Below are 14,419 nucleotides of genomic sequence, written 5' to 3'. Positions count from 1 at the left end.
CTCGCATCACTCAACATTATTTCATTGCGAGTAACTTACTGTAACGGTCAAGCTTCGCCATGCTGATTTTCGCGTTAGCCATAAAGGTTTGCTTTGCTTTCCCCGTCAAAGATTTCGATTGCGGCAATTTTACCGTCCTTGCGTTCTTGTGTACGCCGTTTACTAAGAACTCATAATGCAGGTGAGGTCCGGTTACTCGTCCAGTACCACCTAGAGTACCAATCGTTTGTCCTTGTTTAACACGTTGACCTGTCTTCACCATGCGTTTGGTTAAGTGTAAGTACTTAGTCACATAGGTATTGCTGTGTTTAATGAAGACGTAGTTACCATTGAATTTGTTGTAAGCCGACTTAAGCACTACGCCGTTACCCGCAGCCCAAATTGGAGTACCAACTGGTGCTGCATAGTCTGTACCACGGTGAGGGCGAACTTTCCCGGTTACTGGGTGAAGGCGACGAGGGTTGAAGTTTGAGGTTACACGGCGGAAATCCAGAGGCGCACGTAAGAAGGCCTTTTTCATTGCTCGACCATTTTCGTCGAAGTACTTACCACTCTTCTCATCTAAAATCGCGGTGAAGGTGTCACCTTGGTTTTTAAAGACTGCGGCGATGATCTTACCACGTCCAATAACTTCGCCCTCGACGACCTCTTCTTGATAAAGCACTCGGAAGGTGTCGTTTTTACGAATATCCAGCGCAAAGTCGATATCCCAACCAAAGATTCCCGCCAGCTCCATGATTTGATTTGCATTCAATCCCGATGAAATACCAGCATTCCAGAAGTTAGATTTAATCGTCGCTTCGGCGTAGTTGTATTGATAGTCGACTTCTTTTTTGTCGACTTCAGAGACGTATTTACTTCCCTGCAACTTGATACGGAAAGTTTCAAAAGCATTCAATGTACGTTTTAGCTGTATAAAATCGTTATTTTCATCAAAGCCAAATTGCAATCGGTCTCCGGGACGAAGCCGAGTAAGCTGCGCTTTGATCTCTTTATCTGAAGTGATGAGTTCGTGAAGAAGACGAGGGGAGAGCCCTACACGATTAAACAGAACGGCAGCGCTTTCGCCATTTTTGACTTTGTAGGTTTCCCAACGCAAAACAGAAGGAAGATTAGAAGAGGCGCTGCGCTCGGGAGATTCTACAGAAATTGGTACCGAATAGTGCTCACCAACTTTGAGTCGGCTTTGCTGCGGGTCGAGGTCTTGCGGATCAGGCAAAAAGAATAGTGCAAAGATGATGAGGGCACTAAAAAAGCCGATCAATACTTTGTGCAAGAGTGGGAGTCTGACAAAAATCGAATGCATAAGGTACTTGATTGCTAAATTAAACGTAAAAATTGACAACTACCTAGTCTAACGTGTTTCAAAATGCATCGCTATTCAAGTAAGATGTTCAGCTATTATATTTTTGCCAAATCTGTGGGAGTGAACAAGAATGGCGAGCATTGAAGCTGCATTAGCCGAGATTAAGCGCGGTGTTGAAGAGCTGATTCCAGAAGAAGAGCTGATCGCGAAACTAAAAGAAGGCCGTCCTCTACGTATTAAACTCGGTGCCGATCCAACAGCACCTGACATCCACCTAGGCCATACGGTTATTTTCAATAAGCTTCGCTTGTTCCAAGAGCTAGGTCATGAAGTGACGTTCCTAATCGGTGACTTCACTGCAATGGTTGGCGACCCAACAGGTAAGAACACAACGCGTCCTCCACTTAGCCGTGAAGACGTATTGCGCAATGCAGAGACATACAAAGAGCAAGTATTTAAGATTCTTGATCCGGCTAAGACTAAGATTCAGTTCAACTCTGAGTGGCTATCTGAGCTTGGTGCCGAGGGTATGATTCGTCTAGCGGCTAACCAAACGGTTGCACGTATGCTAGAACGTGACGATTTTAAAAAGCGTTACGCAGGTGGTCAGCCAATCGCTATTCATGAGTTTATGTACCCACTACTGCAAGGTTGGGACTCAGTAGCAATGGAAACAGACGTTGAGCTTGGTGGTACTGACCAGAAGTTCAACCTACTAATGGGGCGTGAACTGCAAAAATCTCACGGTCAAAAACCACAAGTGGTATTAATGATGCCATTGCTTGTTGGTCTAGACGGTGAGAAGAAGATGTCTAAATCTTCTGGTAACTACATTGGTATTAGCGAAGCGCCAAGCGAAATGTTTGGTAAGATCATGTCTATCTCTGACGATCTAATGTGGAGCTACTACGAGCTACTGTCTTTCCGTCCATTGGAAGAAATTGCACAGTTCAAAGCTGACGTGGAAGCAGGTAAGAACCCTCGTGATATCAAAGTACTGCTAGCGAAAGAAATCATTGCTCGTTTCCATAGTGAAGCGGATGCTGATGCGGCAGAGCAAGAATTCGTGAACCGTTTTGCTAAGAACCAAATTCCAGATGAAATGCCTGAGTTTGATTTTGAAGCGGGCACACCAGTAGCAAACCTACTGAAAGAAGCAGGTCTATGTGCTTCAACTTCTGAAGCAATGCGCATGGTTAAACAAGGCGCAGCTAAGATTGAAGGCGAGAAAGTTGCTGATGCGAAGTTTGCGCCAGAATCTGGAACTTACGTATTCCAAGTTGGCAAACGCAAATTTGCACGTATTACTATTAAGTAATCAATAACTGCCCAAAATGAAAGCGCCTAATCGGCGCTTTTTTTGTATTAAAATTTAGTGAAATCGTATGACATTGACTGTAAAAATAGATGAACTTTGTTACTATACGCGCGCTGCAAAATGAGCAGTTTTATCGGAGATTTACATGAACAATACCGACCATCCTCCCAGTTGCTGGGTGAGTAAGATTAAGGGAGCGAAATAACCCGCTTCGGTATTGGCGATCTCCGCCTTACCTGAGTGGTAAGGCATCTTTTCTATTTTTCCTTCTTGTTATTTCCTTCAACTGATTCTGAACAGACAGTGCAATTGCATTGATGTCTTCACGCATCTTGATTTTGTTATATAGAAAGCAAGCGCGCGAACAACCTTTTGCGTGCGTTGTCGATGGTCGTTACCAATGCCAATCGGGAGATTCGCCATGACGGTAATGAACAACACTTTTATTGAAACAACACCAAACTTCTCAGAGGTTGAAATTGGTGCCGCTCGTAATGCATTTCTGCAATATGAGCAGGAGCAACAGCTACACTTATTGACCGTAATGCCTATCGACGAAGCCGTCGGTATTTTACAGCACTGCTCGGTTGGTTATGTGAACAGCCTAATTGCTCAACTAGAACAAGCAGGGTATGACAAACGAGCGAGACATTATGCGCACCAGCTAGGGCTGCATATGTCAGAGGTTGATACTCCGGACGGTTATTTATCGACGAGTGTTATCGAGCATGTGAAGCAGCGTATTGGCTGGATCATTGCCCTTGCATTACTTGGTATTGTCTCTGGACTTATCATCGCTCAATACGAGGACACACTAAGCCAATTGGTTTTGCTGGCTGTATACATGCCTGTGATTGCTGCTGCTGGTGGTAATACAGGAACGCAGGCGGCTACGTTAGTTATCCGAGCTCTTGCAACTGGGGAGCTTAAGAAGCGTCAATGGCTTGCAGTGCTTTGGAAAGAAAGCCGCGTCGCTTTATGTATCGCGTTTACGATTTCTATCGTGATGATTGGCAGAATTATGCTGTTTAGCGGTAATCAATCAACGGGCGGTTTTGAGCTTGAAACCATCGCATTTGCTATTGCAGTCGCTCTGTTTATTCAGGTGACTATTTCGACGACATTAGGTGGGCTACTGCCTATTATTGCTCGAGCATTTAAACTGGACCCTGCCGTTTTGGTGAGCCCAGTTTTAGCATCAATTGTTGATATCTCAGGTATGTGGATTTATTTTACCGTTGTTAACTACTTCTTAGGTATTGCCTGACTGAAGCTGATAATGTCTTGATAGAAGAGTTTTTCAAAACGCGTAATAGGGGCGACGACAGGTTTGTTATCGTCCCTTTTTTCTGGGAAATAATCCGATACAAACTGAACAAACACAGTGTTTGGTTTACCATTCTTATCTAACCCATACCCTGCCATATTGTAAGTCCCGTATAACGAGCCACTCTTTGCTATCAACTGCCCTTTGATCGGTGCCTTACGCATACTTTTTCGGTACTGCAAAGTCCCAGATTCACCTGACTTTGGCATAATGGCGATTAGGTTGAGTTTCTTCTCATGCTGCCAAATGTAACGCAGGACTGCCGCCATAGAGGTCGCTGAGATTCGGTTGTTACGTGATAAGCCAGAGCCATCTTCTAGTCTTGCATTACGGATATCGACCCCAGTATTGGCAAAAATAATTTGCTTGATCGCTTCTGTACCATTGGCGAAGCTTCCCGCCTGGACAAAAAACTTCGCGCCCAATGTTTTGGTCAGTGTATCGGCAATAAGGTTATCAGAGCGTTTGAGCATTTGATCCAACAATTGAGGTAAAGGCTTCGATTTATGTATCGCGAGCAATTTACGCTGCTTTTCTGGAGGCGTGCCGATACGGATATTGCCTTTCAAGCTGATTCCAACTTGTTTAAGCAACTTCTCTAATTTTTTGCTGGTGTAACTTTCTGGGTCTTGTACGGCAAATTTAAGAGGTAACGGTTTGTCCCCTCGGTCAACGAGGCAGCCGTTAAGTTCATAATGGTTGTCGGGCTTGGCAATTAGGTCTAAATCGCAATGACGGCTCTTTTGAACGCTTCTAGACACGGTTTTTACACTAGTGCTGACATTAATTGGTTGATGCTCAGGAACATAAACCCGCGTTGAACCGTTTTTCTTGGTGTAGATGGAAGCTTGAACACAGTTGTCATTTAGAGTGATCGCCGATGCTGGCGCACTATAACAAACCCCTAGAATGTCCCACGGCCAACCGACCGCGCGGTTGTATCCAGTAAAGGCACTATTATCGAGCCATAGGTCGCCTTTGATTTGCATTAAACCGTTTTTCTTTGCGCGAGTCAGTAGATTTTTGAGATCGCCAGTCAACAACGTTGGATCACCAGAAAAATGAATGACGGCGTCCGAGCTAGAGCTTTCTAGGGTAGTGCAAAAAGCAAAGTTGTTTCCCAGTTCAAGTTTCGCAGCCAAAGCGGTGACGACTTTTAGCGTGCTAGCTGGCGGGAAATATTGGTCGGTTGGATTAATACCGGTTAGCTCACTTTGGTCGTTGAGTTTTTCAGCAATCAAGCTGACACGGGAGCCTTCTGGCAAAACCTCTTGATGAGGATAAGCCATAGATGTGAGTGGGGCGAGACTAGAAAAAAGTAATAAAGACCAAGGTAAGCGCATAGTGACAGTTCGTGAGGTTAGTTATGCAATTGAGTATATACCGAAAAATCGCAGAATTCTGGATATAAAAAATGCCCGCATAGTGCGAGCATTTTATCTTCAAGTCTTAAGACTGAATTAGAAGTCGTAACGTAGGCCTAGAGCTAGCTCGTCTTCTGCGTCAGCTTTAGTCGCTTTGTGGTTAGCGAATTCAGTTGAACCCATTTTATCGCCAGCATCAATTAGGTTGAAGTTGTACGATACGTAACCACGGAAGTTAGGCTTGAAGTAGTAAGACGCGTCGATAGCGAAGTTGTTCGCTGAAGTATCGCCGTTTGTCTCTGCGTTGTTGTACGTAGAAGTGAACACAGTTTGACCTAGAGTGTAAGCACCCGCTAGTTCGTAACCTGTGTAGTCTACAGTGTTTTTGAAGTCAGCTTCTTTTTCGCCGTCAGTGAATACACCAGCGAAGTATAGGTCGCTCATAGTGTAAGAAGCAGCAAGCATGTATTCGTTAGCGTCAGCTTGATCTGCGTAACCAGCACCTAGGTCAAGACCAGTGTCACCTAGAGTGTAGATTGCAGATAGAGAGTAGCCATCTTCGCCGTTGTCTTTGTATGCGCCGTTTTCTTCTACACGGTCAGCAAAACGGTAGCTAGCTTTAACTGCTAGGTTTTCGAATTGGCCTTTGTAAGAGAACATGTTGTCTGAACGGTCAGCCGCAGCTAGTTTGTCAGCAGCTGTGTTACCAGCGTAAGCCATGATATCTGTGAAGTCAGTGATAACGCCTAGCGCACCGTCGTTTTTACCGTAAGTAACTTCACCGAAAGCACCGCCTAGACCAGCGTATGCGTAACGAGTGTCTAGATTGCTGTTGCCGTCTACGCCGCCTTCTTCAGCTGTAGTGAACTCACCTTCCCAGAAACCAACACCGTATAGGTTGTCGTTGATTGCTTGAGTACCAAGGAAGTTTAGACGGATGCGAGAGTTATCCGCTACGTCGCCATCTTTCATAGATAGACGTGCTTCAGCACGGCCGCCCATTTCTAGAGAAGTGCCGTCTTGGTTGTAAAGTTCAGCTGCGTTAACGCCAGTTGCCATAGCTGCTGCAGATACAGAAAGAGCAATTAGAGTCTTTTTCATCTTATTTGTCCTAGTTAGCTGTCCATAATCATTGTTTTATGGGGGAGAGGTTATCTCTCACAAGCTGTTGTTGTGCGTATAGTTTCACTCGTGAGAATCGCCCACATTCGAAAAAGCTATGACGTAACAGCTTGCCGGACATGTTTTACTGCTAAAGTTTCCTTATGAGTTAGTAAAATGATATAAATCCAACTAATGAACAGTGTTCAATTGTTTGGGTTTTTAGTGTAAGTTATTGTATTTAAATGGTTAGGTTGGGGCTGACATTGGTCTGACATTGATTTGTTTTTATCTTTTTTGATGTTTTTAGTGTAATGAACAGTGTTGTTTTCCAATAAACTGCGATGATGGTTAAATCTAAAAACAATTCATGACGAGGTATTTCTTTCGCTGTCACGCTGTGAAATCGAATTAGGGTGATTTCATATCGGAGTTTGTTTAAACTAACTGAAACAAATCTTCGAACGCACTACCTAGCCATTTGGTTGGGTGGGCTTTTTTTGTCCAAAGACACCTTTGGCCTTGAGGTTATATAATGGAAAAAGTTCCAATGACAATGCGTGGCGAACAATTGCTACGCACAGAACTCGATCGTCTACTAAAGCTTCGCCCACAGATTTCAGAAGCAATCGCAGAAGCACGCGAACTTGGTGACTTGAAGGAAAATGCAGAATACCACGCGGCTCGAGAAGAGCAGGGTATCTGTGAAGCACAAATCCGTGACATCGAATACAAACTGTCTGTGGCTCAGGTTATCGACGTAACCAAGATGGACAACACAGGCAAAGTGATTTTTGGTTCAACAGTGACTTTGATCGATTGCGATACAGAAGAAGAAAAAACTTACCAAATTGTTGGTGATGACGAAGCTGATATTAAATCGGGTCGAATCTCTGTTAGTTCTCCAATTGCTCGTGGTTTGATTGGTAAGATGGAAGGCGACGAAGTCGTTATTCAAACCCCAGGTGGTGCGAAAGACTTCGAAATCGATAGCGTAGAATACGTGTAATCACTCGATATGTCTTATCGTTAGATGCAAAAAAGGTCGCCATTGGCGACCTTTTCTTCTTCCATAGGGTAAGTTGAGATTACTTACGAGGAATTTCGATTTTACGCTCTTCAGATTGGCGGTATAGCACAAGTACTTTACCAATAGTCTGAACTTTTTCAGCGCCCGTCTCACGTACGATAGCGTCGATGATTAGCTGTTTTGTCTCACGGTCTTCTGATGCAACTTTCACTTTGATCAGTTCGTGATGGTTTAGAGCGATTTCAATTTCTGCTAGCACGGCTTCTGTAAGTCCATTTGCGCCCATTAGCACAACAGGTTTTAAACTGTGAGCCAGGCCTTTAAGGTGCTGCTTTTGTTTGGTGCTTAGGTTCATTACGCGGCCAATTTTCTTTAAAATAAGGGTTGAAAAAAGCTATTTTAACGCCATCTATTGCTGAAGACTATAATTTATTGAGCAATAGGTTGAGCCTATTAGAACAATAGCTCCTATTTACGCCTTGTTGGGATTAAAATGAGTAAACAAAAACATTCGGCTAGTTCTGGTCGTTGGTTGAAAGAACACTTTGATGATAAATACGCTAACGAAGCTCGTAAAAAAGGCTATCGTTCTCGTGCTTACTTCAAAATTGATGAGATCCAAACGAAAGATAAATTGTTGAAACCTGGTATGACTGTCGTCGATTTAGGCGCGGCTCCGGGGGGCTGGTCTCAATATGCTGCTAAGATATTAGGTGACGAAGGACAAATCATTGCGTGTGACTTATTACCAATGGATCCAATCGCTGGTGTAAGCTTCTTACAAGGTGACTTTCGTGACGATGCGGTATTAGAAGCGTTGTTGGAAAGAATCCAACCTTCGATGGTAGACGTAGTAATGTCTGATATGGCGCCTAATATTGCAGGCAACAACTCAGTAGATCAGCCGCGAGCTATGTATTTAGTTGAATTGGCTTTAGATATGTGTCGACAAGTTCTAGCACCTAATGGTAGCTTTGTCGTAAAGGTTTTCCAGGGTGAAGGCTTCGACGAGTACGTTAAAGAAGTCCGAAACATGTTTAAAGCCGTAAAAATCAGAAAACCAGACTCATCGCGAGCTCGCTCACGAGAAGTCTTCGTTGTAGCCACTGGTTACAAAGGTTAACTATTTCGCTCGTTTAGAGCATGGTTAACACTATAGCTACAGCTAATAAACTGTAGTACCCTACCTTTAATTACAATTAGTTATCGAGAGGCTGACACCTTGAGTGACATGGCAAAAAATTTAATTCTGTGGCTTGTTATCGCTGTCGTGTTGATGTCGGTATTCCAGAGCTTTGGCCCTGGAGAGAGCAACGGCAGAACCGTGGACTACACCACGTTTGTACAGGAAGTTGGCCAAGGCCAGATTCAAGAAGCAACTTTTAAAGACGGTGAGATTAGTTTCGTTCGTCGTGGCGGTGGTGCCAAAATGGTCACCTACATGCCAGTGTATGATCAGAAGCTTCTAGATGACCTAATCAACCAAAATGTGAAAGTACAAGGTACGCCTCCTGAAGAGCAGAGCTTACTTGGTACTATCTTTATTTCTTGGTTCCCAATGATCTTACTGATTGGTGTGTGGATTTTCTTCATGCGTCAAATGCAAGGCGGCGGCGGTAAAGGCGCAATGTCCTTCGGTAAGAGTAAAGCTCGTATGATGAGCGAAGAACAAATCAAGACAACTTTTGCTGACGTCGCAGGCTGTGATGAAGCAAAAGAAGATGTTAAAGAACTGGTGGACTATCTGCGTGACCCAAGCCGTTTCCAGAAGCTGGGCGGTAAGATTCCAACGGGTGTTCTAATGGTTGGTCCTCCGGGTACTGGTAAAACGCTACTAGCGAAGGCCATTGCAGGTGAGGCAAAAGTACCATTCTTTACTATCTCAGGTTCTGACTTCGTAGAAATGTTTGTTGGTGTTGGTGCATCTCGTGTGCGTGACATGTTCGAACAAGCTAAGAAAGCGGCACCTTGTATCATCTTTATTGATGAGATCGATGCGGTAGGTCGTCAGCGTGGTGCTGGTGTTGGTGGTGGTCACGATGAACGTGAGCAAACACTTAACCAAATGCTAGTAGAAATGGATGGTTTCGAAGGTAACGAAGGTATCATCGTTATCGCTGCGACTAACCGTCCAGATGTATTGGACCCAGCGTTGCTACGTCCAGGCCGTTTTGACCGTCAAGTTGTGGTTGGTCTACCTGATGTACGTGGTCGTGAACAGATCCTTAAAGTACATATGCGTAAAGTACCTCTTGCTGGCGATGTAGAGCCTTCTCTCATTGCACGTGGTACGCCTGGTTTCTCTGGTGCTGATCTTGCTAACTTGGTCAACGAAGCTGCACTGTTTGCTGCTCGTGGCAACAAACGCAATGTATCTATGGTTGAGTTTGAACTAGCAAAAGACAAAATCATGATGGGTGCAGAGCGCCGTTCAATGGTGATGTCTGAAGAGACAAAAGAGTCTACGGCTTACCACGAAGCTGGTCACGCTATTGTTGGTCGTCTCGTGCCTGAACATGATCCAGTGTATAAAGTATCTATCATTCCACGCGGACGTGCGCTTGGTGTGACAATGTACTTACCAGAGCAAGACCGCGTAAGCATGAACCGTCAACATCTTGAGTCGATGATTTCTAGTTTGTATGGTGGTCGACTGGCTGAAGAGCTTATTTACGGCAAAGAGAAAGTATCAACTGGTGCATCCAACGATATTGAACGTGCAACAGATATCGCTCGTAAGATGGTGACACAGTGGGGCTTCTCTGAAAAATTAGGTCCGCTTCTTTATGCAGAAGACGAAGGTGAAGTATTCCTTGGCCGTAGTGTGACGCAGACTAAACACATGTCTGATGATACAGCGAAGCTTATCGATGACGAAGTCCGTAAGATCATCGACCGCAACTACGATCGTGCGAAGCAAATTTTGGAAGATAACATGGACATCATGCATGCGATGAAAGACGCGCTAATGAAGTATGAAACCATTGATGCTGGCCAAATTGACGACCTGATGGAACGTAAAGAAGATATTCGTGAGCCTGCTGGTTGGGGGGATAAACCTACTAATAAACCAGAAGACGACGATAAGCCTCAAGCGAAGCCTGAAGTAAAAGCGGAAGAGAAGTCTGTTGAGCCTACTAAACCAGTAGAGCAATCAACGACTCAAGAAGCGACTTCAAGCGAAGTGCCAGAAAAGAAAGACTCTGAATAAAGAGTAGTCTTTGATAATAAACCCCGAGTTAAGCTCGGGGTTTTTGTTTATGTTGTAATTATTAAAGCTATGATCATTAAAGCAAATAATAAATCCCTCAACCTATCCCATCCTCACGTGATGGCTATTCTCAATGTCACGCCGGATTCATTCTCTGATGGTGGCAAGTTTAATAATCTTGATTCTGCTTTGATCCAAGCTGAGAAAATGATTAAGGCTGGAGTGAGCATTATTGACATCGGTGGCGAATCAACACGTCCCGGAGCGCCAGACGTTACATTAGAAGAAGAGTTGCAACGTGTTATTCCTGTGATCAAAGCTATCCGTGAAAAGCACGATGTTTGGATTTCTGTTGATACCAGTAAAGCTGAAGTGATGCGTCAAGCTTATGAGGCGGGAGCCGATCTCATCAACGATGTTCGCGCGCTTCAAGAACCGGGGGCTCTGGAAGTGGCGGCACAAGCAAACCTACCAATTTGCTTAATGCACATGAAAGGTCAACCTAGAACGATGCAGGCAAATCCACAGTATGATGATCTGATGGAAGATGTCTCAGAATTTCTCAAAGAACGCATTGCTGCTTGTGAAGCGGTGGGTATTGATAAGTCTCAACTTATCCTAGACCCAGGTTTTGGCTTTGGCAAAACCATTGAACACAATTATCATATGCTCGCTCATCTCGATAAGTTCCATGAATTCGGTTTACCAATACTTGCTGGCATATCGCGTAAGTCAATGATCTTCAAACTGTTGGATAAACCCGCAGCGGAATGTACTAATGCAAGCGTGGTCTGTGCGACTATCGCTGCAATGAAAGGTGCGCAGATCATTCGAGTTCATGACTTTGAAGAAACCATTGAAGCAATGAAAATTGTCGAGATGACGAAAAATAATATCTAAAAGAATTAAGGAAAGTTTTATGTCTGACAAAAGACGTTACTTTGGTACCGACGGTGTGCGCGGGAAAGTAGGACAATACCCAATTACCCCTGATTTCGTACTTAAGCTTGGCTGGGCTGCTGGTCGTGTACTAGCAAAACAAGGTACTAAGAAAGTGATCATCGGTAAAGATACGCGTATTTCTGGTTATATGCTTGAATCTGCACTGGAAGCCGGCCTTGCTGCTGCGGGGTTAAAAGCGACCTTTACTGGTCCGATGCCAACACCGGCGGTGGCATACCTAACGCAAACCTTCCGCGCGGAAGCGGGGATTGTTATTTCTGCTTCACACAACCCTTATTACGACAACGGTATCAAGTTCTTCTCGTCTGAAGGTACTAAATTACCAGATGATATCGAGCTTGCTATTGAAGCTGAGTTAGATAAAGACATCGAGTGTGTCGAGTCTGCTGAGCTAGGTAAAGCGACACGTCTAAATGATGCTGCTGGTCGTTACATTGAATTTTGTAAGAGCACATTCCCATCGGAGCTTAGCCTAGCAAGTCTTAAGATTGTCGTTGACTGTGCACACGGTGCGACTTACCACATCGCTCCTAACGTATTTAAAGAGTTAGGTGCAGAAGTGATCGCAATGGGTGTAGAGCCAAACGGCACTAACATCAACGCTGAAGTTGGCGCGACTGACGTTCGTGCTTTACAAAAGCGCGTTGTAGAAGAGCAAGCTCATCTCGGCTTGGCGTTCGATGGTGACGGTGACCGTATTATCATGGTTGACCATTTAGGCAACAAGATTGACGGTGACCAAATCGCTTACATCATCGCACGTGATGCTCTGCGTCGTGGTGAGCTAAAAGGTGGTGTCGTTGGTACGCTAATGACAAACCTAGGCATGGAAAATGGTTTGAAACAATTAGGCATTCCATTTGTGCGTGCAGCAGTGGGTGACCGTTATGTCATGGAACAGCTACTTGCTAAAGGCTGGAAAATTGGCGCGGAAAACTCAGGCCACGTTATCTTGCTAGACAAAGTAACTACGGGTGATGCTATCGTAGCAGCACTGCAAGTGATTGCGTCTGTAGTTGGCAGTGATATGTCGTTGCACGATTTGTCGCAAGGTATGACACTTTACCCTCAAGTGCTTGAGAATGTTCGTTTTGCTGGTGATAACAATCCACTTGAAGAGCAAGCCGTACTAGACTCTGTAGCGGCGGTTGAAGCGGAGTTAGGCGATAAGGGCCGTGTGTTGCTTCGTAAGTCAGGCACCGAGCCATTGATCCGTGTTATGGTGGAAGGTGAGGATGCAGAGCTTGTTCAAAGCTCTGCGCTTAAGATTGCGGAAGCTGTAAAAGCGAGTTGTTAATCATTGCTTTAATGCCTTTTGCGAGAGAAAAGGGCAACTTTTGCCCTTTTTTTGAGCGCTTAATGCGTTAGTGCTGATTTTTTGCTAATTTTCCCTTGTCAGCGTTACTGGCTTTCGCTAGTATTGCTCCGCCTCCCGTTAGGAGGTCGCTAGCCTTGTTCTAAAATGAAAGTATTATTTTTGAACGGCGCTGGCTCAACAATTTGGAACATAGGTGGAAAAAATGTTTTCAGTTCTACTTGTGATTTACCTGTTGGCGGCGCTTGGTGTGATTGGCCTTGTGTTGATTCAACAAGGTAAAGGCGCAGATATGGGAGCCTCGTTCGGTGCAGGTGCTTCAAACACAGTGTTTGGCGCAAGCGGCTCAGGTAATTTCTTAACCCGAACAACTGCTATTTTAGCAACCGTATTTTTTATCATTAGCTTGCTACTTGGTCGTATGTCTACGCACAAGACTGAGTCACAATGGGTAGACCCAACGTTAGGTCAACCAGTTGTAGAACAAGTTAAAGATGCAGCGAGTGAAGTTCCAGCACCTACTGGTGATGAGATTCCTCAATAAGCTGTAAAAGTTTATGCGCCGAGATGGTGAAATTGGTAGACACGCTAGCATGAGGTGCTAGTGCCTTTGGTGTGAGGGTTCGAGTCCCTCTCTCGGCACCATGAATTTACAAACTTGTAAATCACTTGTTTGAGGGTATAATGCTCAGCAAGTCGGACGCGGGGTGGAGCAGCTTGGTAGCTCGTCGGGCTCATAACCCGAAGGTCGTCGGTTCAAATCCGGCCCCCGCAACCAATCTCTTCTTTCATTGGAAAGAATGATGCGATTGGCAAGTTTGCACAGTGCTAACCACACTGTGAGTTAAGAAAAGCATTTTTGGCTATTCTTAACGTATCAGGGTCCAGCAGCATAAAACCCCGACTTTCGGGGTTTTTTGTTATCTGAGTTTTTATAATCGCTCAGATACTGCTTGGTTTTTTGATTGGGCTCTGAGCCCTTTTTTTGTTTCTGGAGTGGTTAAAATGACTGGTTTAGAAAGACAACTTACTGAAATGCTTGAAGCTCCAGTAGAGGCATCAGGCTACGAGTTGGTTGGATTAGAATTTATTCGTGCGGGTGCGCACTCAACGTTACGTATTTACATCGACCATGAAAATGGCATCAATGTAGATGCCTGTGCAGAAGTTAGCCATCAGGTAAGTGCAGTATTAGACGTTGAAGATCCAATTTCTGTTGCTTACAGCCTAGAAGTTTCTTCTCCAGGCTTAGAAAGACCACTTTTCAAAGCAGCACATTACGAGCAATTTATTGGTCACGAGGTCAGCATCGTATTGAAAATGGCTGTTGCCAACCGCCGCAAGTGGGCAGGTACTATCCACAGCGTTGATGGTGAGACAATAGCGGTTACTGTTGAAGGGCAACAAGAAGAGTTTGCTCTAAGTAACATTTCAAAAGCTAACCTGATCCCTAAATTTTAGTTCCCTAAAAAAGTTTAAGCTTA

General features: G+C 44.5%; 13 protein-coding genes and 2 tRNA genes. 11 read left to right on the top strand and 4 right to left on the bottom strand.

All coding sequences use genetic code 11. From position 1 onward, the window contains the following. Positions 1 to 16: 16 nt before the first annotated feature. Positions 17 to 1,306, bottom strand: a complete 1,290-nt coding sequence (locus tag OQJ86_RS03640; RefSeq protein WP_042603158.1) for a peptidoglycan DD-metalloendopeptidase family protein — start codon at positions 1,304 to 1,306, stop codon at positions 17 to 19. Between the two features lie 130 nt (positions 1,307 to 1,436). On the opposite strand from OQJ86_RS03640, the gene tyrS reads away from it, so the two are divergent. Continuing rightward, positions 1,437 to 2,624, top strand: a complete 1,188-nt coding sequence (gene tyrS, locus OQJ86_RS03635) for a tyrosine--tRNA ligase (RefSeq protein ID WP_038865855.1) — start codon at positions 1,437 to 1,439, stop codon at positions 2,622 to 2,624. 421 nt (positions 2,625 to 3,045) lie between these two features. Beyond that, positions 3,046 to 3,891, top strand: coding sequence for a magnesium transporter (locus OQJ86_RS03630; RefSeq protein WP_039976195.1), 846 nt, complete (start codon positions 3,046 to 3,048; stop codon positions 3,889 to 3,891). On the opposite strand, the gene dacB is transcribed toward OQJ86_RS03630, so the two are convergent. Together dacB and OQJ86_RS03620 are read right to left on the bottom strand one after the other, a co-directional pair. Then, the gene (gene dacB / locus OQJ86_RS03625; protein WP_265986529.1) at positions 3,870 to 5,294 is read right to left on the bottom strand and encodes a serine-type D-Ala-D-Ala carboxypeptidase; all 1,425 of its coding nucleotides are present in this window, start codon (positions 5,292 to 5,294) and stop codon (positions 3,870 to 3,872) included. The two genes, OQJ86_RS03630 and dacB, sit on opposite strands and share 22 nt — an antisense overlap. 117 nt (positions 5,295 to 5,411) lie before the next feature. Next, positions 5,412 to 6,416, bottom strand: a complete 1,005-nt coding sequence (locus OQJ86_RS03620) for a porin (protein WP_038865862.1) — start codon at positions 6,414 to 6,416, stop codon at positions 5,412 to 5,414. Between the two features lie 535 nt (positions 6,417 to 6,951). Here OQJ86_RS03620 and greA point away from each other — a divergent pair. After that, positions 6,952 to 7,425 carry a transcription elongation factor GreA gene (gene greA / locus OQJ86_RS03615; protein WP_038865864.1) on the top strand — a complete coding sequence of 158 codons (474 nt, stop codon included), beginning with the start codon at positions 6,952 to 6,954 and terminating at the stop codon, positions 7,423 to 7,425. A gap of 79 nt (positions 7,426 to 7,504) precedes the next feature. Here greA and yhbY read toward each other — a convergent pair whose 3' ends face one another. Then, complete coding sequence (yhbY, locus tag OQJ86_RS03610) at positions 7,505 to 7,801, bottom strand: ribosome assembly RNA-binding protein YhbY (RefSeq protein WP_005380066.1); 297 nt, start codon at positions 7,799 to 7,801, stop codon at positions 7,505 to 7,507. Positions 7,802 to 7,939: 138 nt separating this feature from the next. Here yhbY and rlmE point away from each other — a divergent pair, with 138 nt between their 5' ends. From rlmE to rimP, 8 genes are all read left to right on the top strand, one after another. Further along, positions 7,940 to 8,569 (top strand): 23S rRNA (uridine(2552)-2'-O)-methyltransferase RlmE, encoded by a 630-nt coding sequence (gene rlmE, locus OQJ86_RS03605; RefSeq protein ID WP_038878958.1) that lies wholly within the window; start codon positions 7,940 to 7,942, stop codon positions 8,567 to 8,569. 108 nt (positions 8,570 to 8,677) lie between these two features. Further along, complete coding sequence (ftsH, locus tag OQJ86_RS03600; protein WP_038865868.1) at positions 8,678 to 10,657, top strand: ATP-dependent zinc metalloprotease FtsH; 1,980 nt, start codon at positions 8,678 to 8,680, stop codon at positions 10,655 to 10,657. Between the two features lie 69 nt (positions 10,658 to 10,726). Then, positions 10,727 to 11,557, top strand: coding sequence for a dihydropteroate synthase (gene folP, locus OQJ86_RS03595; RefSeq protein ID WP_265986389.1), 831 nt, complete (start codon positions 10,727 to 10,729; stop codon positions 11,555 to 11,557). Positions 11,558 to 11,576: 19 nt separating this feature from the next. Then, positions 11,577 to 12,917, top strand: coding sequence for a phosphoglucosamine mutase (gene glmM / locus OQJ86_RS03590; protein WP_045420981.1), 1,341 nt, complete (start codon positions 11,577 to 11,579; stop codon positions 12,915 to 12,917). 223 nt (positions 12,918 to 13,140) lie between these two features. Next, the gene (gene secG / locus OQJ86_RS03585; RefSeq protein ID WP_010649836.1) at positions 13,141 to 13,479 is read left to right on the top strand and encodes a preprotein translocase subunit SecG; all 339 of its coding nucleotides are present in this window, start codon (positions 13,141 to 13,143) and stop codon (positions 13,477 to 13,479) included. 17 nt (positions 13,480 to 13,496) lie between these two features. Further along, a tRNA-Leu gene (locus OQJ86_RS03580) sits at positions 13,497 to 13,580 on the top strand. A 56-nt stretch (positions 13,581 to 13,636) separates the two neighbouring features. Beyond that, positions 13,637 to 13,713 (top strand) — tRNA-Met (locus tag OQJ86_RS03575). 227 nt (positions 13,714 to 13,940) lie between these two features. Beyond that, a complete protein-coding gene (gene rimP, locus OQJ86_RS03570) occupies positions 13,941 to 14,396 on the top strand; it encodes a ribosome maturation factor RimP (RefSeq protein WP_038865875.1) in 456 nt (151 codons plus the stop codon). Positions 14,397 to 14,419 lie beyond the last annotated feature (23 nt).

It is taken from the genome of Vibrio sp. Sgm 5, assembly GCF_026241575.1.
GTDB classification, from domain to species: Bacteria; Pseudomonadota; Gammaproteobacteria; order Enterobacterales; family Vibrionaceae; genus Vibrio; species Vibrio jasicida.
The sequence above is the reverse complement of the archived record's forward strand: the minus strand, read 5'-3'. Positions and strand labels throughout refer to the sequence as shown.